The organism is Neobacillus niacini (assembly GCF_030817695.1).
GTDB classification, from domain to species: Bacteria; Bacillota; Bacilli; order Bacillales; family Cytobacillaceae; genus Neobacillus; species Neobacillus niacini_F.
The window spans coordinates 3,752,173-3,778,232 of record NZ_JAUSZQ010000002.1; the positions used below are offsets into that span (position 1 = coordinate 3,752,173).

At 38.0% G+C, this 26,060-nt stretch carries 20 protein-coding genes; 7 read left to right on the top strand and 13 right to left on the bottom strand.

Features of this window, described 5'->3' with window-relative positions; translation table 11 throughout:
- Positions 1–78 precede the first annotated feature (78 nt).
- Genes QFZ28_RS19025 through QFZ28_RS19035 form a run of 3 tightly spaced genes read left to right on the top strand, consistent with a single transcriptional unit; the run spans position 79 to position 2,868 of the window.
- Positions 79–837, top strand: a complete 759-nt coding sequence (locus QFZ28_RS19025; protein WP_307196104.1) for a sensor histidine kinase — start codon at positions 79–81, stop codon at positions 835–837.
- A 10-nt stretch (positions 838–847) separates the two neighbouring features.
- Positions 848–1,540, top strand: a complete 693-nt coding sequence (locus QFZ28_RS19030; protein ID WP_307196105.1) for a response regulator transcription factor — start codon at positions 848–850, stop codon at positions 1,538–1,540.
- Positions 1,537–2,868 carry a sodium:solute symporter family transporter gene (locus QFZ28_RS19035; protein ID WP_307196106.1) on the top strand — a complete coding sequence of 444 codons (1,332 nt, stop codon included), beginning with the start codon at positions 1,537–1,539 and terminating at the stop codon, positions 2,866–2,868. The genes QFZ28_RS19030 and QFZ28_RS19035 overlap by 4 nt, the downstream gene beginning before the upstream one ends.
- Positions 2,869–2,923: 55 nt before the next feature.
- Here the strand turns inward: QFZ28_RS19035 and QFZ28_RS19040 are convergent, their stop codons facing one another.
- From QFZ28_RS19040 to QFZ28_RS19060, 5 genes are all read right to left on the bottom strand, one after another.
- Complete coding sequence (locus tag QFZ28_RS19040) at positions 2,924–4,450, bottom strand: glutathione ABC transporter substrate-binding protein (RefSeq protein ID WP_307197073.1); 1,527 nt, start codon at positions 4,448–4,450, stop codon at positions 2,924–2,926.
- 211 nt (positions 4,451–4,661) lie between these two features.
- Complete coding sequence (locus QFZ28_RS19045) at positions 4,662–5,885, bottom strand: amidohydrolase (RefSeq protein ID WP_307196107.1); 1,224 nt, start codon at positions 5,883–5,885, stop codon at positions 4,662–4,664.
- 71 nt (positions 5,886–5,956) lie between these two features.
- The gene (locus QFZ28_RS19050; RefSeq protein WP_307196108.1) at positions 5,957–7,519 is read right to left on the bottom strand and encodes a glutathione ABC transporter substrate-binding protein; all 1,563 of its coding nucleotides are present in this window, start codon (positions 7,517–7,519) and stop codon (positions 5,957–5,959) included.
- 115 nt (positions 7,520–7,634) lie between these two features.
- Entirely contained in the window at positions 7,635–9,104 is a 1,470-nt protein-coding gene (locus QFZ28_RS19055; protein ID WP_307196109.1) for an amidohydrolase family protein, read from the bottom strand.
- A 13-nt stretch (positions 9,105–9,117) separates the two neighbouring features.
- Positions 9,118–10,611 (bottom strand): amidohydrolase family protein, encoded by a 1,494-nt coding sequence (locus QFZ28_RS19060; RefSeq protein ID WP_307196110.1) that lies wholly within the window; start codon positions 10,609–10,611, stop codon positions 9,118–9,120.
- Positions 10,612–10,804: 193 nt separating this feature from the next.
- Between QFZ28_RS19060 and QFZ28_RS19065 the strand changes: the two genes are divergently transcribed.
- Positions 10,805–11,500 (top strand): response regulator transcription factor, encoded by a 696-nt coding sequence (locus QFZ28_RS19065; RefSeq protein ID WP_307196111.1) that lies wholly within the window; start codon positions 10,805–10,807, stop codon positions 11,498–11,500.
- Here the strand turns inward: QFZ28_RS19065 and QFZ28_RS19070 are convergent.
- Positions 11,484–12,161 carry a DNA-3-methyladenine glycosylase gene (locus QFZ28_RS19070; RefSeq protein ID WP_373428150.1) on the bottom strand — a complete coding sequence of 226 codons (678 nt, stop codon included), beginning with the start codon at positions 12,159–12,161 and terminating at the stop codon, positions 11,484–11,486. The genes QFZ28_RS19065 and QFZ28_RS19070 overlap by 17 nt on opposite strands.
- 128 nt (positions 12,162–12,289) lie before the next feature.
- Between QFZ28_RS19070 and QFZ28_RS19075 the strand changes: the two genes are divergently transcribed.
- The 3 genes from QFZ28_RS19075 (at position 12,290) to QFZ28_RS19085 (ending at position 13,596) form a co-directional block, all read left to right on the top strand.
- Positions 12,290–12,415: a hypothetical protein gene (locus QFZ28_RS19075; protein ID WP_307196113.1), complete on the top strand. Its 126-nt coding sequence runs from the start codon at positions 12,290–12,292 to the stop codon at positions 12,413–12,415.
- Positions 12,415–12,996, top strand: coding sequence for a PAS domain-containing protein (locus QFZ28_RS19080; RefSeq protein WP_307196114.1), 582 nt, complete (start codon positions 12,415–12,417; stop codon positions 12,994–12,996). The genes QFZ28_RS19075 and QFZ28_RS19080 overlap by 1 nt, the downstream gene beginning before the upstream one ends.
- A gap of 78 nt (positions 12,997–13,074) precedes the next feature.
- Positions 13,075–13,596 carry an ATP-binding protein gene (locus tag QFZ28_RS19085; protein ID WP_307196115.1) on the top strand — a complete coding sequence of 174 codons (522 nt, stop codon included), beginning with the start codon at positions 13,075–13,077 and terminating at the stop codon, positions 13,594–13,596.
- A 134-nt stretch (positions 13,597–13,730) separates the two neighbouring features.
- Here the strand turns inward: QFZ28_RS19085 and QFZ28_RS19090 are convergent, their stop codons facing one another.
- The 7 genes from QFZ28_RS19090 to QFZ28_RS19120 form a co-directional block, all read right to left on the bottom strand.
- Positions 13,731–14,666 (bottom strand): selenium metabolism-associated LysR family transcriptional regulator, encoded by a 936-nt coding sequence (locus tag QFZ28_RS19090; protein ID WP_307196116.1) that lies wholly within the window; start codon positions 14,664–14,666, stop codon positions 13,731–13,733.
- 51 nt (positions 14,667–14,717) lie between these two features.
- Positions 14,718–15,773, bottom strand: a complete 1,056-nt coding sequence (locus tag QFZ28_RS19095) for a YeiH family protein (RefSeq protein WP_307196117.1) — start codon at positions 15,771–15,773, stop codon at positions 14,718–14,720.
- A 213-nt stretch (positions 15,774–15,986) separates the two neighbouring features.
- A complete protein-coding gene (locus QFZ28_RS19100; protein WP_307196118.1) occupies positions 15,987–17,732 on the bottom strand; it encodes an alkaline phosphatase D family protein in 1,746 nt (581 codons plus the stop codon).
- Between the two features lie 383 nt (positions 17,733–18,115).
- Complete coding sequence (locus QFZ28_RS19105; RefSeq protein WP_307196119.1) at positions 18,116–22,576, bottom strand: hypothetical protein; 4,461 nt, start codon at positions 22,574–22,576, stop codon at positions 18,116–18,118.
- Positions 22,554–23,300 (bottom strand): DUF6063 family protein, encoded by a 747-nt coding sequence (locus QFZ28_RS19110; RefSeq protein ID WP_307196120.1) that lies wholly within the window; start codon positions 23,298–23,300, stop codon positions 22,554–22,556. Before QFZ28_RS19110 ends, QFZ28_RS19105 begins: the two co-directional genes overlap by 23 nt.
- Positions 23,300–24,811, bottom strand: coding sequence for a hypothetical protein (locus tag QFZ28_RS19115; protein ID WP_307197074.1), 1,512 nt, complete (start codon positions 24,809–24,811; stop codon positions 23,300–23,302). Before QFZ28_RS19115 ends, QFZ28_RS19110 begins: the two co-directional genes overlap by 1 nt.
- Positions 24,802–25,875, bottom strand: coding sequence for a Wadjet anti-phage system protein JetD domain-containing protein (locus tag QFZ28_RS19120; RefSeq protein WP_307196121.1), 1,074 nt, complete (start codon positions 25,873–25,875; stop codon positions 24,802–24,804). Before QFZ28_RS19120 ends, QFZ28_RS19115 begins: the two co-directional genes overlap by 10 nt.
- Positions 25,876–26,060 lie beyond the last annotated feature (185 nt).

Below are 26,060 nucleotides of genomic sequence, written 5' to 3' on the forward strand. Positions count from 1 at the left end.
AAATACTATAAAATAATATATTAAAAAAGGGAGCATGAACAGCCTCCCTTTTTCTTCATCTAAAGGAGAATTTCGGTTATGCTATCAGTTGAAGCTTTCTCCCTCAATATCATGATTGCTGCACTTGCACCATTACTTGGAGCTTTTACATTACTTTTTTTATTCATTTTCGAAAAGCGAATTGACCTCCTGGAAAAACAAAAAAGGGAAATTGCATTAGAAAGAGAGCTCCAGACAGCACTTTATAACCAGTTAAATCAGGAAATTCAGCCTCATTTCTTTTTTAACACCTTAAATTCTATATTAAGTTTAGCAAGGCTGGACCGAAAAACAGAATTAATCCGCTCAATTGAAACTCTATCAAAACTGCTTAAGTTTAAATATCTAACAAATAGTACGTTTATTACCATTAATGAGGAATTAACTTATGTTAATTATTATTTAGAAATACAAAAAATCCGTTTTAGGGACAGGCTTCATTATGAATTTTCAATTGATCCAAATGTGACACAGGCTGTTACCATTCCCTTTTTTATTCAAACCTTTGTTGAAAATGCCTTTAAACATTCATTTGAAAAATATAGTGGTGAAGCCTTTTTAAAAACCATTATTGAAAAAAAAAGCGAAGAAGTTCATATAACCGTCTGGAACAATTCCCTTGAAAGTCTTGAGGAACTGACGGGCGAACGAGGTCTTGGTTTAGAAAACATTACAAAAAGGCTAAACTTAGTATTTCCAAATGGGAATACATCTGTACAATTGATTAATTCTGATAATGGGACCAGTGTCATAGCCATTTTCCCGTTCGTGTTGATCTCAGAGATGAAAGGAAGGTGAAACATTTAATATGAATATCCTACTTGTCGATGATGAACCACTTGAATTAGAACAGCTCGAGTATTTAATCCTTAAAAAGTTTCCAAACTGGAAGATTTATACGGCTCAAGATGCATCTATAGCGCTGCAAATCGTTAAACAGCATGATATCTTTCTTTGTTTTCTTGATATCCAGATGCCTGGGAAGACAGGATTAGATTTAGCAAAGGAACTAACACAATCCTATACAATTGACATTATTATGGTTACTGCTTTCCAAAATTTTGAGTATGCGCAAACTTCGCTAAGACTTGGAGTCGTTGATTACATAACCAAACCGATTATTGAGGACGAACTGATAACAGTATTAAGCAGATATGAACGATTAGGGAATTACTCTGAGCATATTGTAAATGCGTTAAAAATAATTCACCAAGAGTTTAGTGAAAAATTAACGCTCAATTATTTAGCTTCCAAAATTCATATTAACCCTGCCTATTTAAGCAGAAAGTTTCAAGAGGAAGTGGGAATGGGCTTTTCTGAATACCTTAATGAATTCCGGTTAAAGGAGGCTCAAAAAATGCTTATTGAGTTTCCTGATTTAAGTATTAGTACGATTTCGGAAAGGTGCGGTTTTAACAGCCAGCATTATTTCAGCCAGATTTTCCGAAAAGTGACAGGACAATCACCAAGGGATTATCGGTTAAGGGAGTCATTCTATTGAAAAAAGATGATTATCAATTATATATCTCAGGGGCTATCAAACTCAGTGTGAGTTTTGGAGTGGTTAGTTTATTGTCTCGCTGGGTTACAGGAAATACAATCCTTTCCTCTCCAGAAACCTTGGTTAAATACGGCCTGATTGGTGGAATTGGATACTCGCTGGTTGGAGCTTTATCGGCAATTTTATTTGGATTTTTTGCGAAAAAGGTTCAAGATCATCATCCTAACCAGCAAACCATCGGAGATGTAATGAAACAAAAATTAACACCAAGTGGATATTGGTTTATGATTATACTTCTTTTCCTAACCAGTTTTCATTCCTTATTTATCCAAGCTATGGGCGCGGGTATTCTAATTCACATGATTTTTCCAATTCCTCATTTTATTGGAATATTGCTCTTTTTAATATTTTGCTTTTTTATTGGAGGTGTTGGAGGCATGCAGCGCCTTCACAAGGTGGCAGGAGTGAATGTCTCCCTAATTTTTGCTGCAGTCATCATTATTCCAGTCTACTTTTTTATTCAAGAAGGTGTTTACCCTGTTTATGACGGAATTAAGCTCTATCATCCATATTTATTGTATGTAAAAAATTCAGATGCCATTTGGTTTATTTTTACTGCTATCTTTGTTTTTTTTGGCCAAATTTTGATTGATCGTGCCACATGGCAAAGAATATTTATCCTCAAAAAAGAAAAAGTTCGAATTACCTTTACCCTTACAGGGTTAATTTGGGCAACAATCCCGCTTGCTCTAACATCCCTGTTAATGATCACAATTTTTGGCGGAGGCTTTGAAGACATCTACACCCTATTCTTTGAACTAGTCAACAAAATTCAATCAACCGTTCTGATTGCCCTATTTGTTGTCTTTTGCTTTAGTTCAATTGCTTCAGCTCTTAGTGCAGAATTACATGCAACCACAAGCCTTTTTGTTAAAAATGTGATGAACATGTTATTTGTACTTACAAACGATGAAAAATGGAAATATACCTATATTTTCTCAGGAGCAATCTGTTTATGTTTACTAGTGATCGTCAGCATTCTTACACCTAAAACGCTCACATTATTATTTTTCACCGGGAATATTTATGCTGCTGTGATATGTCCTATCCTATATATTATTCTTAGTAAAAGTGTTCTGCCATTCATCATCCCCTTCTCTTCCTTCATCGGTGCAGCAGGAGGCTTTGTTTTACTGATGAGTACACAAGATTTTAAGGCGATTTGGCTAAGCTTTGCTATATCAGCCTTCATTTGTTTCATCGTCTTCGTTTATAAAATAGTCACAAGAAAGAATACGACTGATTTATTGGGTAAATCTCTTAAATAAAAGGCTGGTACTAAAGGTCTATGACCTATTAATACCAGCCTCTTTTTATTGGCCTTTATTTAATCCTAACATCATTAATTTCTAAATAACCGGCTGCACTGATTCTAAAGCCCTCTATCTTTTTTGAAACAGCAGCTACGTTTTCAATGACACGTACAGGAACATATACAGCATCCTGCATTTCTAATTCTTGTGCCTCCGCATAAATCTGTATGCGTTTTTCTGGATCACCCTCTATTCGTCCAGCATTAACTAGTTGATCGACCTTTTCATTACTGTAAAAGAAGACATTACCAGCAGGTCCCTTTGAAGACGAGTGGAAAAGATTATATTGATTGTAATCGGCGTCACCAGTTGCATTTCTCCAGCTATTAATAAACATTTGTGATTCGCCTCTATTTCTTTTCTCAATAAAAGTTCCAGCTTCAAATACCTGTATTTCTACGTCAACACCAATCCCTTTTAACTGTGATTGAACAACTTCTGCAAGACTTATTCTTTCCTTTACATCATTCGTTGACAAAATTGTTTTTAAACCATTAGGATATCCTGCTTCTGCTAATAATCTCTTAGCTTCATTTAAGTTATATTCATAAGCTTTCAAACCAGCATGATATCCAAATACTTGTGATCCTAATAGAGAATTCGCTTTTTTTCCTACGTTATTAAATACACCTTTGATAATAGAATCCATTTCAATAGCATGTGCAATCGCTTTGCGGACACGGATATCATTAAATGGTTTTTTCTCTGTATTGAAACCAATATATTCCGTACCAAACCCTTCACTCCGATAGACTTCCATTGCTGATGAAGCAGCTACTGTATCCATCATTGTTACAGAAAGCGGCTCTGCTATATGTGCTTCACCTGTCTCAATCATTGAGGTTCTGGTTGTTTCCTCTGGAACAATTTTAAAAATAACTTCATCAACTTTAGCCTTTTTCCCAAAATATTGATTGTTTTTAACTAACACAATTTCTTTGCCTGGGGTCCATGATTTAAATGAGAATGGTCCGGTTCCATTCGGTTCATTAATGATATTCTTTCCGAATTTTTCAATCGATTTAGGGCTGATAATTCCGCCTTCATGACTGGCTAATATCGAAAGTAACGGTGCAAACGGCTCACTTAAGATGAATTGAACCGTATAATCATTGATGATTTTTATTTCACTAACCATTTTAAATACGCCTGCTCTAGGTGCATTGACATTCGGATCTAAAAGCCGGTCAAAGTTCGTTTTAACAGCGCTCGCATTAAAAGGAGTCCCATCATGGAATTTCACATCATCTCGCAATTTAAATTCCCATGTTTTATTATCAATCTGATTCCATGATTCTGCCAGCAAAGGTTGGATATCTGCATTTTCATCCCTGCCAACCAGCCCTTCATAGACTTTTCCATGGGTAACACTTGCAGCATTGATGGTGTTCATAAAATGATGGTCTAAGTTTTCAGCGTCTGCCAAACGTACAATGACTAATGACCCTCCTTCAGTAGACACCGCACCTTCTTCATTTCCACTTTTGCTGGAACTCTTGTTAGTCGAACAGCCTGTAATCATAATGGCCATTAACATCACAAGGAAAACTTTCCCAATATGTAATCTAACTTTCACAATGTTTCCCCCTTGTTTTTTAATATTACTGTCTATTTAAATTATAAAGAATATTCAGATTATTTTTCTCGAAAATCTTTACTATCTTTTTAGATATCTTTACTAGTTTACATATAACAGAAGAGGGATTATCCTTTTGGATATCCCTCAGTATAAATTCAGTTCAAAATTATTACTTTATTGATCCAGATACGATGTTTCCTTTGTAAAAAACAGCTTTTCGAGGTGCTCTCCTTGCGATGAATTCTGCGGAGCAGCTCGAGTTTACTAGAATCATATTTGCCCTATCACCTGGTTTTGGCCAAACCTGTGACCCATTAGCATCCAATGGACTTATTCCCCCAGTAATATATTTTAGAGATTGTGAGAGTGCAAGCTCATTCGTCCATCTGTAGCGTTCAATAAGGCGGCCTGTTCTTTCTACAATATCGCCATTCCCTGTCGGCCACCAAGAATCGTAGATATTATCATTCCCGATAGCTACCTCAACCCCATTTTCCGTAAGGAGATTAACAGGAGGAATATTACGCCCAATAGGAAGACTCGTCACAATTGATATTCCTGCTTCTCGTAAGATACCAGCCATTTCAATTGCCTCCTCTTTTGAGACATCTCCTAATCCAAAAGCATGGCTGATTGCGACACGTCCCTGCCATCCCGCCTGCTTCGTTAAATAAGCGAGCCGTTTCATTGTGAACGTCCCTAGGTGTCCAGGGTCATGCAAATGCAGATCAATGTCAGCATTACCTTCCACCGCAATCTCTATTAACTGTACTAATGACGCTTCGATATTATTATCTACTGTTGCCGGGTCAACCGCTCCCACAATCCCTGCACCGTTTTTTACAGCCTCTCTAAGCAATTGGACAGTACCAGGTCGAAGCAGACCATGCTGGGCAAAGGCAACAACCTCTGCGCTTAGTCTATTCGAATATGTTTCTAAAGCCTGTTTGACCCCTTCTAAATTCTGTAATTGAACCTCAGGATAGATGTCTACATGTGTTCTCACGTGTGTGGACCCATTCGCTAACAATGTTTCAAGCAGTGCTTCCGCGCGCTTTTGTGTACTGGCAGGCATAGCAGCTAGTATATTTTTCTCAATCTCACATCGTTCTAATACCCCTGATGCCGGGATACATGCCTTCCAAGCCTCACCCATGTATGTTTTATCAAGATGCACATGTTTTTCAATAAAAGATGGCAGCAGCAGCAATCCCATAGCGTCAATACTTTGGCAATCATCACCAATTGACTCTGAACCTTTGATTATTTTTGAGATTGTCCCGCCTTCTATATATAAATGAAATAACCCTGTTTCTGTTGCGGCAACCCTTCCATTTTCCTTTACATAACCCGTTTCCAAACGAACATATTTTAACCAAAGACGATTAGACATCTATAAACACCCTTTCTACTAACAAGATAAAAGGGCATATCCATGTTGGATATCCCTTTTATCACTATTTTTTATTTAATTGAAACATCATTGATTTCTAAATAACCTGAAGGACTGATCGAAAAGCCATTAACATTTTTAGCTACTGCAGCAAGGTTTTCAATTACTCGGACTGGAATATATACAGCATCAGCCATTTCCAATTCCTGTGCCTGTGCATACAATTCAATACGTTTATTTGAATCTTTTTCTTTTCTTCCAGCATCGATTAATTGGTCAACCTCTTTATTGCTGTAGAAGAAAGTATTTCCAGCCGCTCCATGAGAGTTGGTATGGAAGAGATTATATTGATTGTAGTCCGCATCTCCAGTAGCATTTCTCCAGCTAAGGATAAACATTTCCGAATTACCACTGTTTACTGCTTCAATAAATGTACCATACTCTAATACCTTGATATTTACTTTAATGCCAATTCCTTTTAGCTGTGATTGAAGAACTTCAGCCATATTGATTCTCTCTTTACTGTCCATTGTCTTTAATGTTGTTTCGAAGCCATCTGGATAACCTGCTTCAGCCAACAATTTTTTAGCCTCATTTAGGTTATATTTATAGGCGCTCATATCAGGATGGTAGCCAAAAACCTTTGAACCTAATAAGGAATTTGCTTTTTTACCAACATTATTGTAAACACCCTTGATAATAGAATCCATTTCAACTGCATGTGAAATTGCCTTACGAACACGGATATCATTAAATGGTTCTTGTTGGAAGTTGAAGCCAATATACTCAGTTCCAAACCCTTCACTGCGGTAGATTTCAGCTGCGGAGGATGCTTCAACCGTAGTCATCATTGGTACGGATAGTGGTTCAGCAATATGAGCCTCTCCTGATTCAAGCATGGAAATTCTTGTCGTTTCTTCTGGTACAACCTTATAGACAACTTTATCTACCTTTACCTTTGTACCCCAATAATCGTTGTTTTTGTTAAAAACTATTTCTTGACCAGGAGTCCATGATTCAAAGACAAATGGGCCTGTCCCATTTGGTTCATTGATGATATTTTTCCCGAATTTTTCAATTGTCTTTGGACTAATAATACCGCCCTCATGACTAGCAAGGATGGATAATAAAGGTGAAAATGGTTCAGATAAAATAAATTGAACGGTAAATTCATCGACAACTTTAACTTCTTTTACCATTTTGAATACAACTGCTCGTGGGGATGCCACGTTTGGATCTAACAGCCTGTTAAAGTTTGTTTTTACTGCCTCAGCATTAAATGCTGTACCATCATGAAATTTCACATCATTCCTTAGTTTAAACTCCCAGGTTACATCATCGAGCTGTTTCCACTCTTTTGCTAGTAGAGGCTTAATTTCAGCATTTTTATCACGCCCTACAAGCCCTTCATAAATTTTGCTATGGGTAACGCTCGCGGCATTAATGGTTGACATAAAATGATGATCAAGGTTCTCCGCATCCGACAAGCGGGCAATCACAAGAGTTCCTCCTTCATTCGAAGCAGTTCCGGTCGTTTCTTCCTTTGTGCTGGCACCTTGTTTTGTTGAACATCCAGTAATAATGAAAATGATCAACATAATCATAAGAAATTTTTGATACGTCTTTGTTTCCATAAATCGAGCCCCCTGTATATTTTTTTATAAATCTTTTTTCAATTATAAAAAATATTCAGAAAATATATTTCAAGAATATTTACTTTATTTTTAAATATCTTTACTATTTTTCAATTTATATTGAATTTACCTTCTTAAAGGACGGCGGAAACAACTCCTCTTCTGGAAGTGATTGGTAATCCCTTTCTAAATATCCTTTTCTCATCTTGTCAAAATACTTTTGACCCTTGTTTTTAATTTCATTTAAATCAATATCAGGGATGATTTGGTCCTTCATCACTACCCTGCCGTTTATAATTGATAAAATAACGTCTCTGCCAGTGCCGCTGGCGACCGTCGTACGGATTGGATCATCAACAACACCTATATGGAAGCCATCTAGACTAATGGCAATAATATCGGCTTTTGCCCCAACTGAAATCCGTCCTAAGTCCTCTCTGCCAAGAAATTTCGCACCGCCTAATGTAGCTGCCCGGTAAAAATCTGCATAGGAACTATCCTCAACCTCTTTTTCAATGTATCTAGATAACATGCTGCCAGTTCGAATATTTTGAAAGATATCCGGCGGAAATGTATCTGTACCGAGGGCTAAGTTTATTCCTGACCTTTTGTATTTAGCAAAAGATTCCATCGCACCCATGTGCCTTCCGATAATAAGCGGGCAGTGGATAACCGTTGTGCCGGTTTCTTTTAATAGAGTAATATCATCCCCTTCACCTGCAGTCGCTTCACTATACCCGGCAATAAAATGGGCATGAGGTATCCCTGTATTTGGGCCTAAAAAACCTAAGTTATACAGATATCGAATGGGTGTCACACTATGATTTTCAAGGATTGTATGATACTCAAAACTACCTTGTGCCGCATGAAGCTTGATTGGAACATTTAATTTTTCACTAAAATATTTAGTCTGTTTCAGACTTTCTTCTGTTTGACATTCTATTCGTTCTGGTGCGAGCATCCCTCTTACTAATCCGTCATATGCTCCATCAAAATCTTCCACAAATCTAACGGCTCGCTTCAGCCCTTCTCTTCCTGCTTCTTCATCCCAAAATAACTTGATTGTCCCATCCGGCTCTACTACTCTTATCCCAGATTGGTAGCTTGGTCCTAAGTAGATTCTAAGCCCCAGCTTACCCGCATGGTTAGCTGCTGCCGCTAATTCCTCATAGGTTTCAGCCCATTTTTTATAAAAGACAGAAGTAATCGGCATGGCAGTTGTAATTCCGTGCAGTATTAACTGTGAATAGGCATACAATGATTTAAAGGCTTCCTCATCTTCATCCATTACTTCATGATAGCCTTCTTCAACATAACGCTTTGACCAAAGAAGGTTTTTTGTTCTGGCGGTAGTGGCTTCTAGGTGTAAAATATCATGATCAATATCACCCAAAGCATTCAAGTCAATAAATCCTGGACTAATAATGGCATTTCCAGTGTCAATAACCTCTCCCACTTCATTTGGGTAGTTTTTACCAACATAAATAATCGTGTCATTTTCATATACAACCTCTGCATTTTCTAAAATGACATGGTCAACCCCATCAAACCCTATTACATATCTTCCCTTAAGTTTTGTTTTCATTATAGTTCTCCTTTCATTTATTAAGGTTATCTTTTTCTAAATAACATTCCTCATCGACATAACCTCGGGCATGGCCCCAAAAATACTTGGTTGGCTGCATGTACTTTTCAAGTCCAGCTCGTTTAATTGTTACGTCCGCCTCTTCATTTGCCTCGTACAATACTTTACCTTCATCAACGGTGTGTACGTTTCTCCCCTCCATGATTACCTTCCCATCTACAATTACATGTTCAACATCATTAGCAACTGCTTGGTAGACAAGGCGATGAACATGCATAAATTCAGGAGTTAAGTGAGGCTGGCGGAGGTTAACAGTAATGATGTCTGCTTTTTTTCCGATTTTCAATGAACCAAGTTCATCATCCCAGCCGATGCATTTAGCCGCATCAATTGTAATCATTTCTAATAGTTTCCCCGGAGGAAGGTAGGATTCGTCTCTTAAAGCAGCCTGGTGGACAAACTGTGTTCTTCTCATGGCCTGAAACATATCAAAACTTGTGCATGGGGATGTCCCATCTGTAGAAATGGCAACTGTTGCTCCCAATTCAATTAACTCAGGTACTGGAGTCCTGGCACTAGCTTGGGTAATGCCAGGCGATGCACTTATATTTGTCCCGGTGTCCGCCAAGATTCTTGCTTCATCAAATGAAATCCCCCGGCAATGCTGAAGGTGTACATCTGGCCCTAACAACGCATTTTCCCTGTCCTGAACAGCAAGATGAATCATTCCTCCAAATGCATCCGAATGAATCCGTGTCTGATACTTCCTAGCAATCTCGCGAATCCTTTTTGCTTGGTATCGATCATGCTCCGTTAATCCATGCAGCCGGGCAGGTGAAGTTGGACCTGATGGTTCAACGGAGGTAACAATAACAAATGGAGTAATAAAAGCTCGGGTCCGGTCTTCATTGGCATGGTTTAATGCTTCAATAACGGCTTCGGCACCTTGAAGTACCTCCTCATACGTCACTTCCTTCGTTATTCTTTTACTATCAACCCAGCGGCTGAATAAATGCGGCCAAGGTGGATTACAAGGTCCAGTACAGACAACCTCTCTAATCCCCACCTCCGCGTATGCTTTTGCATGATTGATTGCAAAGACTGGGTTATCTGACCGCGGCATTGAACCAATGACGGACACCCCTGTGGTTATACCAGCTTTTAATCGCTTTAGAGCAGAAAGCTTTCCCTCGTAATACCAAAATTCATCAGTAACGAAATGTTTATACGTTTTGGTTAAAATCGGCATCCAATCATCAATATAGTCGATTGCAATCGTCTTGAACAGCGAATGCCCGCCATGACCATGAACATCAATTAATCCGGGCAATATACATTGATGACTACAATCTATCACTTTTACCGCCTCATAGTTGGATTCCAAGATTTCGGAAGCACCGATATCTAGAATTCTGCCTCTATGTATAGCAATGGCTCCATCTTGAATGATTCGTCTGAAAGGGTCCATCGTGATAACGGTACCGTGAATTAGCAGCAAATCTATCATTTTCTTCCTCCTATTCTGGTAAATTTAGATGATTAGATTCATTATAGAAAAACAAGAGTCAGATTATTTTCGGAATTATTACTCTTTTTTAAAATATTTCTACTTCTTTTCTGTTACATATTTACTTCAAATAGCCTTTTGTTTAAATTTAATTAAATACAGTGGGAGATTTTTTACAGAGGGGCAGTGTGAAATGAATGTCTTATTGCTTGATGATGAACCACTTGAACTTGAACAAATAGAATACTTGCTGCAGTCTAAATTCCCATTATGGACATTTTTTAAGGCTTCTGATGCCGTTCAGGCCCATTCCATTTGTCTCAATCAAACAATCCATTTAGCCTTTTTAGATATTAATCTTCCAGGGAAATCGGGGCTGGAATTTGGAGAGGAACTTAGAACGATTAATAGTCATGTTGAGATTATTATTGTTACAGCCTGCCAGGATTTTAACTACGCCCAGCAATCTATTCGAATTGGGGTTGTTGACTATTTAACAAAGCCGATTATTGAGAGTGAATTATTCGGTATTCTATCAAAATATAAAGAAATTCATGTTTCTCAAACTTACTCGAGCTTAATTGTAAGTTCATTAAAGGTGATTCATGATAGATACTCTGAAAAGATTTCACTAACTGATATAGCAGCCGATGTACACGCGAACCCCACGTACCTCAGCCGGAAATTTCATGAAGAAGTAGGAATTTCCTTTTCTGAATATCTAATTCAATATCGGATCCAAACAGCGAAACGGTTATTACTGGATAACCCAAACTGGACGATATCCGATATTGCAGAAAGTTGTGGATTTAGTAGTCAAAACTACTTCAGTACCTTGTTTCGAAAAGTAGAGGGTATCTCACCAAAGGAATTTAGGTTAAATGAATAAACCCGCCTGGCAGAAGTGATGAATCTGCTCTACCAGGCGGGTTTTGGAAAAATACTAACTCGGACTTTTGATGCCTTGAAACAAATTTATTATTCGTAACCCAAAAGCGCCAAGGATAGTCCCTTGCTTCTCCAGAGTTATCAATTCCTATCCTTTTTCCAGCAGAAATGCTTTCCGGACAGAATCCTTTTGCAATATATAAAGGTGGCTTCGTCATTGAGCAACCATAGTCCCCCATTGTAATTGCCAATGATTTAATCAATTTACCTGGCCCATTTGTAAGTTTGGTCAGGTCTTCAATACCTCTCCTCTTTCTCATAAGATCGATGCCGTAAACAGGTTCTAATGCGCGGATTAATATGGCTTCAGGCTTTTCTTCTCCACCGCTTACTACATTGAAAAGGCAGTGAGTATGCATTAAGTAGGTATAGGCCAAACCGGAATGATGGAACATAATCTCTGTTCTTGCTGTCCTTTTGTTATTAAAGCTATGGGTAGCCCTGTCTTCAGGACCGATGTAAGCTTCTGATTCTACAATATATCCAGCCGCCATTCCCTCTGTCGATTCTCTTACAAGGAGGCATCCGAGCAATGCCTTTGCAAGTTCAAGAGTAGGCTGTTCATAAAATGCCTCTGTTAGTGGAACAACTTCTTTAGTAATTTCCTCCAAGTGATCTGCCTCCAAAAAGGATTTCTTCGTATTTAACTTTACCAGTTATATACCAAATACAATACCCGTAAGTGGGTATCCTAATGAAAGTTTGAAATGTCCGGAGGTGTCCCTCAGGGTTGTCTGTTAATGACCGTTATGTCACGTATATATTAAAGAGAAGGCCAACTAAGGCGTACAACAAGGAAGCGATTAGAAATATTTGTATCAACCATCTTGAAGCCCAGCTTCAGGTGAAGATTTGATGATTGTGAAATATAAGGGGCGAATTATTTCGTTAATTGTGGTTATTTGTGCAATTGCAATTTGGAATACCATCTATTATGGAATATACAATTATCAATATAATTTCCTGCTAGATACATGTTACACCATTGTTGTTGCAGGGACCTTTTGGTGGCTCTCTTCTTATTATGATAGATCTAGAATTCTATTAAAAAACCTTTCTGAGAGTGAAGAGAAATTCAAAATACTTTCAGACTCTACGAATTATGTTTTTAACAATTTAAATCAAGCTGTTTTTCAAGTCGATCCGCATGGAAACCTCACACGATTAAATCATGCATGGGAGACGCTTACCGGTTTTAAACTTCAAGAAAGCTTAGGAGAAAATCTATTTTCATTTATCTATCATGATGATCGCTGTCTAGCAAATAAAGAGGCACACAAATACATAGAAAATAGGGCAACATCTATTCAGGAAGAAGTAAGGATTAAGAAAAAGGATGGAGGGTTTATTTGGTTAGAATTAAATACGAAAATAAACTACAACTCTTTTGGAATATTGGAATCTGCGGTTGGCACGCTGACAGATATAACACATTGAAAATTATCAGAAAGTAAACTATTACAAATTAATGAGAACCTTTCTATTCATTCCGAGAAATTGGGTGTAATCGCTCAAATGTCTGCAGCTATAGCACATGAAGTACTCAATCCATTAACCTCTATTTTCGGGTTTATTCAATTATTAAAGGAAAATAAGCACCTAAGTGATGAATATATTGAAGTAATTTATTCTGAAATAGACAGAATTAATCTGGTACTAAGTGAAATGTTATTATGTGCAAAGCCTGAGGTAGTTTCGTTTAAAAGGATCGACCTGACCCAAACAATAGGTAATGTATTTACACTTATTTCATCTGAAGCCAATATGAAAAGTATACAGCTTTCCTTACAACCGTCCCCTCACCCAATATGGGTATATGGTGAAGAAAATCGATTAAAACAGGTTTTTATCAATATTTTTAAGAATGCGATAGAAGCAATGGAAACGGGTGGGAAAATCGAAGTAATTTTAGATGAACAAAATGATTTTGTTTCTATTTTTGTGAAAGACCATGGACCTGGCATACCGAAGGAAATTTTAGGGATGATTGGCCAGCCTATCTATACATCAAAAGAAAAGGGACAGGACTTGGGCTGACGTTTTGAATTAAAATCATCGAAAATCATAAAGGTAAAATTCATATTACCAGTGAAGCGGGACATGGAACCACGTTTGAAGTTATACTCCCGGTTGATCGAAATAATTAATAGCACCTCACGGAAGGTGCCTTTTCAACTCTGCCCCTCTTTATTAGCGTTTTCCACAGAAACTGGGGGTGGGACATAAAGTCCACTCATAAGTTCTATCAGTTTTTTCCCCGTCAATGGCAATGCTTCTTCATCATAAACCATGTAGAAATTCCGAAGCAATCGGAATTCTTTTATTTTAATTCGACGGAGTGTTTTTAATTCCAGCTCTTTTTTTACGGCTGATTTAGATAAAATCGATATCCCTAACCCTGCTTCAACGGCAGATTTAATTGCTTCAGTGTGCTCAAGCTCTAATATAATCCATAGATTACTAGGATCGACTTGATTTTTCCTTAAGGTATCCTCCATCACTTGTCGTGTCCCAGAACCTTTCTCTCGTATGATGAAAGGCAGCTCTAACAGTTCATGAATCGTAACACAATCTCTTTCTATGAAGTTATCGTTTGGAGGCGCAATAACAATCAGCTCATCCTCGGCAAATGGAACTTGTTCCATAGATGGATAGGATAACATGGATTCAATAAATCCTACATTAATTTCTTGGTTCTTAAGTTTTTCAATAATTTGGCCTGAATTGTATATTTTAAAATGGATTTTCACTAATGGATATAGCTGATTAAACTTTGCCAAAACAAAAGGAAGTACATGTTCACCTATTGTTAGACTTGCCCCTGCCTTTAAGTCCCCGTGAACCTTTCCTTTAAGTTCTTTCAGCTCATTGGTTGTTTCATTGATAATCGAAAATAATTTTTTAACCTGTTTATATAAAATTTCTCCTGCCGGAGTTAACGACATTTTTTTTGTTGTCCGTTCGAATAACTGACATTCCCATTGTTCCTCAAGCTGCTTGATTTGTATGCTTACAGCTGATTGAGAAATATGCAAATCTTTTGCTGTTTGTGAGAAACTTTTGTTGTTGGCAGCCACATAAAATACCTTTAAATAATCTAAATTCATTCTTTTCCCCTCATATTAGCAGTCTATTCAAACCTAAAAAAAATGAGTTTTCTAAAACAATCGATATAGAAATAATAATATAGGAGAAAGGCAAAGGAGTCCAACGAACCCTAGAATTGCAACAACAATCGGTTTAAAACCAACTTTTCTAAAATCGGACCATTTTATACTTAATCCGAGTCCTGCCATGCCCATCGCAAGGAAATAAATGCTGAGTAGCAGCAGTATGTTAATAATATGATCGGGAATTAACTGTAATGTGTTAATAAAACTCATAAGCAGAAATCCGAAGATAAACCAAGGGATCGGAAGTTTTTTTAGATTTCTCTCATGTTTTTCATTTTTTCTATTGATAAAAAAGCTTATTAAAAGCGCTACTGGAATTAGAAGTAATACTCTCCCAAGCTTAACAAGAATAGCAGTTTCACTTCCTAGCTCGCCGCCAGGAACGGACGCAGCAACAACATGGGCCAATTCATGCAATGTAGCTCCCACTAACAATCCATATTCCGTATTGGTTAAAGGCAAGTACGGATAAAGAAAGATAAATAACAAAGCTCCTATTGTTCCCAGGACAGCAATACAAGAGACAGCAACCGCAGTTTGCTCTTGTTTACTTTTTATTAACGGTGCAACAGCTACAATAGCTGCAGCGCCGCAAATTGCTGTTCCCGCTGCCACTAAAATCGTTAACTCTTTATTGGTTTTGAAGATTCTTCCAAGAGTTAAGATGAACATTATGGTAAATGCAATCACTAGGATATCAATGAGGATAACCGAAACCCCGGAGTCAACGATTTGAAACAAATTTAATCGGAAGCCTAAAAGGATAATACCTGCTCGCAATAATTTTTTACTGCTGAATTGAATCCCCAAGGATACATTTATTGAGGTAGGTAAAGGCAGTGTATTGTTCCATAGTGCTCCAAGTAGAATTGAAATAATCATGATTCCCATAATCGAGAATAAAGGTAATTTTGCTATTAATCCTGCTAAGATAGCTAAACTAAATGTCAGTAATATTCCAATCCCATATCCTTTATAATCAAATTTATTTTGTGGCTGGACTTCTATATGCTGCAATTCTCGAATTTTTTCAGCACCCATTCTTATCCCTCCATCCTATATATAGGGTATCATGGTTTCGCCCCTGCATTTTTTTGATTCTATAAAGGGATTTATTAAATAGTTTAATAAAGCAGTCACATTTTATTAGCGATTATTATATTACCTTCAAAAAAACACTCTTCCATCAGGAAAAGTGTTTTTTTGATAAATATTTTATTAATTAGAACCTATTAGGAGTTTTTTCATCAATATTTAATTCGTTACACCTTCACGTTTGCGCTTTTTCTCCATTTGTTTTTCATGCGCGCGGGAGTGAGCACGATGGCGGTCTTCTTCCACTTCATCAGACATTTGAACACCCATAGGTACTGTAGTTGCCGCAATTTCTTTGAGCCCTTGCTGGTCTTTCTCAAAAACAAATGATGCCCTTGTAGAAATATCTGCTCCCTGCTCGGTTACAAATGGGACAACACGGTAATCGGCACGCCATTGCTCAGGAGTGACCTGGCAACGAACGTAACCACGGTAATTATTAAAAAATTTGATATGAGGGTTATCCGCTAAAGATTTGGCCGTATCTGCACGCCAATCTGATCCGTTCCCACCAGAAGAAATCGATGTTCCAACAAATTCTGCTCCAAAAATCGGAGCCTCTGGATTGTTGTAATCTGTCGTTAGGTTAGAGGCCCAGCTTGCATGAACATCCCCAGTAAGAACGATAACATTGTTGATGTTATTACCAGCAACAAAATCGGTAATACGCTGACGCGCGGCCGGATATCCATCCCATGAATCCATACTGAATTTTGGTGCTGTGATGCTTCCAGATTTACGCTGCGCAAAGAATATCTGCTGGGCAAGGACGTTCCAATGAGACTTAGAGTTTCCTAGATTACCAAGCAGCCATTTTTCTTGTTCTGTTCCAAGAAGAGTGCGCTTCGGATCCAAGGATTCCGGTGTATGAGCTTTTGTTCCATCGCCATTCGCCTGGTCATCACGGTACTGACGTGTATCAAGGACATAGAAGTTGGCCAAATCACCATATGTAAAATCCCGATATAATTGCATACCGCCATCATGAGGCAATGACGACCTTCGAAGCGGCATATGTTCGTAGTAAGCCTGGTAAGCTGCGGCACGACGCTTGATAAACGCCTCAACAGACTGGCCTTTTTCTGGAATGACATTTGCGTAGTTGTTTTCTACTTCATGATCATCCCATGTAACAACCCACGGGAATGCAGCGTGTGCAGCCTTGAGGTGTTCATCTGAACGATATTGAGCATGACGATTGCGGTAATCTTCAATCGTGATAATTTCATCGCCTTTGTGTGCACGGACATTGCCTGTTGGTGAAAGATACTCGTTTGTACCGTATTCATATATGTAATCACCAAGGTGGAATACAAGATCAAGATCCTCTTTCGCCATATGCTTGTACGCAGTAAAATAGCCGTGTTCATACTGCTGACAGGAAGCGAATGCGAAAGTCATGCTTGCTGCGCTGGCTCCTGCTGCCGGTAAGGTTTTTGTTTTTCCAACAGGGCTTAGTTCATTTCCGGTTTTGAAACGGTAAAAATAAACACTATTGGCATTCAAGCCAGTCACTTCTACATGGACTGAATGTGCGAGATTAGGTGAAGCATGTTCAGTTCCTCGTTTGATTACGTTTCGGAAATTTTCGTCTGTGGAAAGCTCCCAATTAACTGGAACCACATGATTTGGCATTCCGCCGCTATTTAATGGATCCGGAGCCAACCTTGTCCATAAAACGACACTGTCTGACAATGGGTCACCTGAAGCAACACCCAGAGTAAAAGGATATTCGCTGAAAATCGGAGCCGCATCTACTTTAAATCCTCCTAGTGATTGAGCAATGGTCAGCCCAAGTGACAGCCCTGCGATCTTTCCTGCACCAGAAAGAAAGCTCCGACGGTCTAAATTCTTTTTCAAATTTTGTTCGTTAAACTGCTTAATCATTTCATCCAAATTGGTCATGATTTTTCCCCTCTCAGAATACTTATTTCTACAACGACCTTGATTATAACTAGGATTTATTAAAAGATTATAAAGATTGTAAATAGAAAAATAGTATGGTGTTCGATAGGTGGTTCATTTATAATAGGACTTTTAATTTAGAAAGGGATAAAAATTACAACGATAATTTCGATGTCATTTAATCAACAGGAAATTCTATCGATTTTAACTAGATATTTACTCCTGTTTTTCTTCATATTATTTTCATATAAAACTTACAAACTTTTATTCAAATAAAAATATGCACGTCACATAGTTGGCTATCTTAGGTACCTCTTTGTCAAAAAAATCTCACTTTCAGAAAGTGAGATTTTTACGTTTAGTCCTCGATTATCATTGTGTTATTATACCTGAGTGACTTCCTCTCCCTGGTAAATCCTAAATGCCGGTACAATCGTATCCGAGACAATTTCTTTTCCTTTTTCACGAATGAAGTCCAATTTATAATAGGCGTCGAATCTTTGACTGATTTCCGTTTTAACCAGTTCAGGCGGGGTAACCACGATAAATTGAAACTTCAGTTTTTCGGCAACGGCGAAGATTGGGTCAAGGACATGTGCCGAGGCCGCTTGACCAAACGGATTATCACAGACTAAAGGAACCCAGCTTTGATCGGTTTCACTTTTAACGGATAATAACATCATCATCATCACCATTCGGGCTGATAACTTTTGTCCACCACTGCCATCCGATTTCGTTTTAGATCCTTGATTAATCGTCTGCCAGGTTGAATAATGCTCTCTTTGCGGCTTCCCGTACATAAAGGCATTATCCGTTCGCATGTTATAGACAAGTAATTCAGGATATCGGTTACGAAGGGACACGAATAATATTTGCTCATCACTAATCAGCTGTTTGATTTCTTCGTCTAAGGCCCGGTTTTGATCATCAATCATATCGAATTGTTTCGTAATTTTGTTAATCGCAGAAACAAAATGCTGCTTCAGCAGTGGTTCGATATCTTCAGGCTTTTTAGGTAAGATGTCTTCTCTGAGCTGGACGAGCGGAAAGGATCCTCGTTCATTTTTCAGCTTCATTTTCCCCACCATCGAACGAATCGCCTCTGAAATGCTCAATACTTTCATGCTGGCGCGGCTTGCCCAGAAATTTTGTGCCCTCTCTGCCCTTTCTTTATCGCGTTCTAATTGTTCCAATCCGCTTTGTGAAAAACGTTTCATATTTTTAACAATGCTTTGGATATGCGTATAATGCCTTGTATCCAAATGGTCTAGTGTTGTTAATATTTCATTTTTAAAACGAATCTCCCAATCCTTGCCTTCGATAGTGAGCTTTAAATTACGCAATGATTGATCAATTTTCGCATGCTTTTCTTGGCCTTCTTCTTGAATACCTTGATGTTTTTCACACCAGGATAAAATACATGCTTTTCCTTGACTCTTAATTTTTTCTACATCATCATTCGTAAATGGTGCTGCTTCCTCTTTTAGGATAACGGAAAGTGTTAACAAATCCCCTTCATAACCTGCAATATTGGTTTCTGTTTCTTTTTGAACTTTCTCAGCCTTCTTTACTTCCTCTTTCGTTACTTTCGTTTGGTCTTTTATTTCTACTTCTTTGACTTCTAAGTCAAGGTCTTCCCAGGCTTCCGGTTGTTTTTCATGCTTTTCTACTTTTTTTCCTAATTTTTCACGTTGTTCAATTGCGTGCTTTAAGGAGGTTTCCGCAACAGTTACCGCTGTTCCTTGTTCCCGTTCTTCTTTTTCTGCGGTCTTCACTTCCTTCTGAGCATTTTGCAGCATGTTTTCTAATATACTGATTGGTTCCTCTGGTTCAGATGCATTTTTCCAATCCTCATCATGAGCATGAAGTTTTTTCTCTAATTTCTTCTGCTGCTTTTGTTCCGTTTCTTTTCTTGCTTGAAGAACGAGTAATTCTCTTGCTTGTTCTTCCTTTGATTTTTGCAGCTGTTTTAGCTCTTCGATACTTCCATTTATCTCTTGTAATAAATGTGTTGAAAGCTTAGGGACCTCTTCAGTTTGATCCGCTTTTTGTTCAACAGGAAAAACAGCTTCTTCAATAAAGAATGCAATCTCCTTAATATTCTGTTCCGTTGTAAGTTTCCATTCCAGGTATGTTTGATTCCACTGGTTTTGCATTTCAACGGTATGCTGGTGCTCTTTGCCTATTTCTTGCTGCTGAGAATCTAAGGCGTCCTTCTGTTTTTCTTTTTCGAGTTTCACCCGTTTGTTTTCTTGATGCAGCGTTTTTTCTTGTTCAAAATCCTCTAATTTCTCTACATTTTTTGTTAGTTTTTCTATCTTCCCCTTTGTCTTTTCTAGCTGTTGTTTCAACTCTAGTTGTAATTCTCTTTCCTTGTCCTCTTGTGTCTTAATTTCCTGTAGTTTTGTTTTCAGAGAAAGTAGAGTATTTTGTTCCTGAATGATAGCCTTTTCGATATCGCTAGAAAGCTCACTAGATGAAAAACGATCGATTTCTTTCAAAATACGACGCAGGGAAGTTTCAGTTTTTTCAATTTCAGATAGTGTATCTTTTTTGTCATCTATTTGTTTAGCAATCTTTATTTTCCAGCTGGTAAATTGATTTTTATCAATTAATAGCTCTTTCTCTTTTCCGTTAATGATGACAAAGGAAGGCTGGCGCTGTTCCTTGTTCATTTCTTCACGCAAAAAAATTGGAACAGGGCTTTTAAACATTCTACCTGAAAGAACCTGCTGGTTTATTTTTTGCCATTGCTGTACGCTTACGACCAAACCGTATGGAAGGAGCGGATAGGTGATAAGGGTATTCGCTAGTTCTTCGGGACTTAATGATTGGAGAAATTGAGTACCATAAAAAACATCAATTCCAGTCTTCTCATCAATCCATTCCTTTAATTCTTTCACATCTTTATTGGCAATCCAAAATGGCTCATCGTTTAAGGAATGATCGAGTTGTGATTCCCAAAGTTCTTTTTTCATTTGTTCCGCTTGTTGGCGGTTATTGGTCAGTATATCTTCTATTTGTATTGAATACTTCGATAAGAGCGAGTGCGTAAATGGTGCTGTGACATCATCTAATAAACGATGAAGCTTGTCTAATAGCTTCGCTTCTTTCTCCTTTTGCTTTTCATTTGCTAGGTTTAACTCCTCCAGTTTTTCTTCTGAAAACTGAATCGATTGAACGAGCGTTCCGCTTGAAGTGGCAAGTTGATTTTGCTTTTCACTCGATTCCTTATCTTTTGTTTGCAGAACAACTAATGTTGCTTTTTTGTCTTCAATTTGTTTTAAAAAACTGTCGGTCAAGCCCTTTAAGTCATAGGTTAAGCGGTCCCCAAATTCTTTGATGAGTGCTGCTTCCTTTGAATCAAAGTTATGCATTTGCGTATATAGAAAATCAATTTCAGTACTAAGCTGCGCAATGTCTTTGGTCTTCTGTTTATCTTGCTGCGACAGTTCCTTTGCTTTTTTAGTTAAGAACTTTTGATGCCCTACATACTGCTTAATTCCTTCTTGTATCGATAAAAAGGAATGCTCCCATTGCTTTCTCGCTTCTTGTTTAATTTCATCCATTCTTTGGTTCACTTGCTCTAAACCGCTATTTTGTTCCAACGTTGCAATCTGCTGAGAAAGTGAAACAATACTTTGTTCGTTTTCATTCCATTCTTTTAATAAAGCTTGAAAGGCAAGCTGTTCTTTTCGTTCCTGTTTCTCTTTGACAATACCTTGCAGGGAAGTATGTTTTTCCTTTTCCTCGACTAATTTCTTTTCCCAATCCATGACGTCTCTATGTGCTTTTGCAAACTCTAAATTATCCTTTTGATAACGTAAATTTGCCTGCTTTATGATTAGTTTCTCTATGTCTTTCTGTAAAGCAAGCAAACCTTGCTCTTCTGTTTGCTTTAAATGCTCTAACGCACCAAGAAGCTGTCTCCCTGTCTGGATACTTGCCTGTACAATTTCTTTATGTTCTACCCCTTTAGCTAAGTGCTCTTCAAATGGGACAATATCTTCCAAAAATTCTTTATGTGCTTGCTCTCTTTTTAAAAGAACTGGCAGGTCCTTCGCGATACTTGCCTGACTCTTGAATATTTCCACCAGATCGTTCTTTTGATGTTCAGTTCGATGTAAAACCTGACTTACAGTAGGAATGATTCGTTTTTGGAACAGAGAATGATCATCCTCAGCTCCCTCGAAGTATTTCCCAACACCGCCTTCATCCTTATTAATATCCTTCATAATATCCCAGTCTTTACGGTTAATGCCGTAAGTATCAAGGATGCGGTAGTGCTTCTTGGTATCTCGGTAAACGTCATATCCATTCCATTTTAAATAGTCCTTCAAGCTTTCGGTATCAGCAGCCTCACCATTTTCATAAAGTGGAATATGCTCAAGCGCTGCCTCTTCCTTCCGTTCAAATTCTCTTGTATAGAATGTGATATTAGGGAGAATCTTAGCTTCCTGTTCCAATGTTTTATTTTCGTTTTCTTCACTCATCGAAATCCGCTGCTCGGCTGAAAACATTCCTCCGGTTATCAAATGGCGGCGGTCCGCTCCGTCCAATTCCCACTGAATGAGAACATGAAAGGTATAGGGAATAAACTGCTCTTTATTATTAAAAAAGAACTGCTGATAATAACGATTGTTTTGCTTTCCCCACGAAGTTCCTGGTTTAAGTATTTGGAAAATGGTTTGAAGGAACACACCTTTTCCGCCGCCATTCATCATCGCAATCAGACCATTTGTCGATGTTTCCTCATTATGGAAATTAAACGTCGTATCTTTATATTGCTTTTGCATGCCATCATACTTCAGGCCGACTATTCTAATTCGATGGATTTTCGGCATGCTCATCCTCCTCAGCTGTCATTAACTTTTTAAAAAGTTCATAACGGTCATAATCGTGATACAAGTATTCAATCCGCTCAAAAAGCTCATTCTTAGGGATGACCTTAGCGATATCGTCCCGATCCAATATGACAATAAGTCCTTCTGTCTCCAATAAGCGCATAGCGCCCGCAATTAAACCGATTCTGGTTCGTCTATTGCCCTTCTTTAACCCAAAATCGTCACTATCGACCTCCATGTATTTCCACGTGGTCACTACTTCCTTCATATCAATTCGTTCTTCTTCTCCGAAGGCCGGTTGATTTTTAAGTATGCTCTCCCATTTAATGATTAGATCATTAACTTGGCGTTCTAATGCATAGTAGCTAATTCCTTCACGCTTCGTGCGGATTTTTGCTGCCTGGTTGCGATCGATGGCTGCTAAAAAAGACATAATGATGATGCTAATAAGATGAAAATGTTTTTTCGTTTCAACTTGCTTATGCTTATCTTTCAAATGGGTAAAATTCGTTGCAAAAACCGAACCAGTTGGCTGAACCACTAAATGGATGCGTTTAGGTGCTTCAATGATATATGTACCGGATTCGTCTGCTAATAAAAGTACCGTCTGTCTTACTTCCGGATCAAAATAAGTCTGGAAGTGTTCACTACTTTCGTCGATTACTTTTTCTTTTAATAGAGTAAAATAGACAGCGGATGCTTTTTTGATTGTTTCTGCATTCATCACTTATTCTCCTCTACACACATTTTAAAAGCGGTGATTTTCATTTGATACCATAGGAATGGCTCTGCCCGATGGTCGAACATCGTATAGATCTTTAAACCTTCAAACATTTCAAATTGTGGGTACTCCTTCATTAATTTATAAAGAAGAATTTCCCTCTCATCGCTTAAGGTTTCTTCCTTTCGATGGAGCACTTGGACCTTCAGCGGCTTTTTATCGAACATCATCCACAAATCGATGGTTTCAGATTCTTCGAACCATAAATCCTGCACTTCTAATGGCAGCTCTTTTAAATTCATTAATGAAAATTCACCGTTTGTTTGTAAAAACTGAAATACATAACTCCATGCTTTAATAACAGAATCCCAGTTCGTTACCCGCAGTCGAGTAATACTTTCTTCTGGCTCTTCTTCAATGATCGCGTCGGTTACTTGTTTTTCATTGAGCTCTTGCTCACCCCAAATCCAATCAAGCGGCAAGATAAATTCATTCTTCGGCGAGAATAAAGGAGAAAGCACCTTTTCTATGACGGTGAAACCCTGAACGCCTTCCTTCATTAGCCAATTTTCATAAAAGTGCTCTCGAAATGAAACGAGACTGTTCTCCCAAAACAATGAAGGGTTTTCCGCTTTTAATTTCATCTCATAGGAAATATTTTGAATCACTAACTTTGCAAACCGATCATGCAATTGCCTTGTATGGCCAATTTTTTCTTGGAGAAGAATCAATTCTTTCTGTATATAATCATCTTCTTCATTTCTACGTTTTGTCTTTTCTATCATACTAGTAATCGTACGGAAGTGATTTTTCTCTTCTTCAAATTGCTTTTCAATTTCAACTCGATTGTCGGCTCTTTGCCATTCTTCTTCGATCAATAAGATTTTGGGATTGTTGATCATTTCCTTCTGGAAAGAGAATTCATTTGCCATTAAGCGGTTTACGCGTGAAATGAGGTGATCGAGGTTTCGAGTAGCTTTTCTAAAATTACCGTTTTTAATTAGCTGCATACTATAGAGTTGTTCAATCGTAATGGAAAATTCCTCAGCCATTTCCCTGCTCATAAAAATCATTTCCTGAGCCACGTCTGTAAGTTTATAAACAATGGATCCGCCCATCTCCAGATTTGTATACAATTCATCCATGGTCACATATCGAAAGACCTGTGTCTCCCAGGATTGTCGTATTTCGTCGTAATATAAGGCTTCAAACGGTTTACTATACTCTTCTTTTCCCTGATATAATAGTCCGCTCGTAATTCGTTCAATTTGTTTATCATCTGCTAAAAGCTTCATTTGTTTAATAGAATCTTCCACCATATACTTGATATCTGACTTGCGCCTATGATCATCATCATTCAATTCACGATAAAAGATGGTGAGGAGCACTTGCATGAGAATGGTTTGGATATGAGGTTTCAGTTCCCCTACTTCCATTCCCCTGCCAAGCTCAAATAATGGATTTAATCGCTGCATTCTCTGGGCGAAACCTTCCCATGATTCGTTCACACCCATCTCCTCCATGTTTCGATTGTTAAGACTTCTTGAGCTATCCGTTTATTTTCCTGCCATAATTGCATTAATAGATTTTGCTCCTCTTCGGTAAACCATTGAAAGAAGGAATCACGGTATTTGAGGTTTTGTGATTGGCCTTGCTTTTGGTCATTCCTTTGTTCTATACATTCAAGCATTTTACGATAAATTTTCAAGGCAGGTTGAATACAGCATTCAGGGTATTTTTCTATTAGCCTGCTAATAATACCGTATCCCGCAGCGTCAAGATCTCCTGCGTAATAGAAAAGATAGTTGTTGGCAGGAAACATTCGGAAGAAAAAGGAAAAGCTCCGTTCAATTTTCGTTCCTTCACCATAAATAATCAGTTCAGGTTCATAATCAAGTTGATTGGCTTCCAATAGCTTAATGGATGTATGGAAGAAAGAAAGATTCTCGACAATCAGTACCCGCTGAATATCCTTTATTTCTTTCCCCTGTTTCATCCAAAATACAAACGGTTCCCCGTAGTTCACCATCTTCAGCTGCTCTTCTGATACTCCTATTCTAGCTAAAAATCCTTTCCCTTCAGGAAAACTATCACCGTCGAGTAAAAATTTCTCATGACCAAAGAGCTCCAAACTTCTTTCTTCGACTGACACGATTTCCCGTTCCTGACTGGATTGGAGAAAAGAATATAAATTCTGGATTCGCTCCCATTCCTCTGTGGTTTGCCATTGGGGATGGCGTTCATAAAAGGAAAAAGCAAACTGATCACTTAATTTCATCATCGCAAGACGATCCCATTTAGCACTTTGAACTTTTATATTAACCCAGTAATATAAGGGCAGCGCCGGGGTTCTGCCATTATATTGATTATTTTGTATAGGAATAAGGATTCCCTCAGTTTGCAAGGTTTCAATGGCACGGTAAAACAATGTATACCCGTCCATTTCGAAATAATCATCCAACAGCCTGCGCAGCTGTATTTCCAAATCGTTAATATTAATCTTCTTTTTCTGTTTAGGGTGTTGAATATCTGCGATAAAACCTCTCACCCGAGTTTCAATGATGTCGATTGTACTCACCTACTTAAATCTTCTTAGATTCATAGACAATAGATCCCTGCTATCCTTTTTGGACATCCTTATATTATAAACTAGTTATGTGGTGGTTGGTAAATGGATTTTTCTTACTAAAATGGCCGGCTGCTGTTTTTCAGCAAAAATGGATACATTACCATTTATTGTGAAAGGATAAAACATAAACATTG

Coding starts and splice junctions, on each gene's coding strand:
- QFZ28_RS19045 (WP_307196107.1), bottom strand. CDS start 5,885: ATGTCTAATCGTCTTTGGTTAAAATATGTTCGTTTGGAAACGGGTTAT.
- QFZ28_RS19115 (WP_307197074.1), bottom strand. CDS start 24,811: ATGGGTGTGAACGAATCATGGGAAGGTTTCGCCCAGAGAATGCAGCGA.
- QFZ28_RS19080 (WP_307196114.1), top strand. CDS start 12,415: ATGATTGTGAAATATAAGGGGCGAATTATTTCGTTAATTGTGGTTATT.
- QFZ28_RS19060 (WP_307196110.1), bottom strand. CDS start 10,611: ATGATAGATTTGCTGCTAATTCACGGTACCGTTATCACGATGGACCCT.
- QFZ28_RS19085 (WP_307196115.1), top strand. CDS start 13,075: ATGTCTGCAGCTATAGCACATGAAGTACTCAATCCATTAACCTCTATT.
- QFZ28_RS19025 (WP_307196104.1), top strand. CDS start 79: ATGCTATCAGTTGAAGCTTTCTCCCTCAATATCATGATTGCTGCACTT.
- QFZ28_RS19110 (WP_307196120.1), bottom strand. CDS start 23,300: ATGAATGCAGAAACAATCAAAAAAGCATCCGCTGTCTATTTTACTCTA.
- QFZ28_RS19090 (WP_307196116.1), bottom strand. CDS start 14,666: ATGAATTTAGATTATTTAAAGGTATTTTATGTGGCTGCCAACAACAAA.
- QFZ28_RS19100 (WP_307196118.1), bottom strand. CDS start 17,732: ATGACCAATTTGGATGAAATGATTAAGCAGTTTAACGAACAAAATTTG.
- QFZ28_RS19095 (WP_307196117.1), bottom strand. CDS start 15,773: ATGGGTGCTGAAAAAATTCGAGAATTGCAGCATATAGAAGTCCAGCCA.
- QFZ28_RS19105 (WP_307196119.1), bottom strand. CDS start 22,576: ATGCCGAAAATCCATCGAATTAGAATAGTCGGCCTGAAGTATGATGGC.
- QFZ28_RS19055 (WP_307196109.1), bottom strand. CDS start 9,104: ATGAAAACAAAACTTAAGGGAAGATATGTAATAGGGTTTGATGGGGTT.
- QFZ28_RS19030 (WP_307196105.1), top strand. CDS start 848: ATGAATATCCTACTTGTCGATGATGAACCACTTGAATTAGAACAGCTC.
- QFZ28_RS19050 (WP_307196108.1), bottom strand. CDS start 7,519: ATGGAAACAAAGACGTATCAAAAATTTCTTATGATTATGTTGATCATT.
- QFZ28_RS19040 (WP_307197073.1), bottom strand. CDS start 4,450: ATGTTAATGGCCATTATGATTACAGGCTGTTCGACTAACAAGAGTTCC.
- QFZ28_RS19065 (WP_307196111.1), top strand. CDS start 10,805: ATGAATGTCTTATTGCTTGATGATGAACCACTTGAACTTGAACAAATA.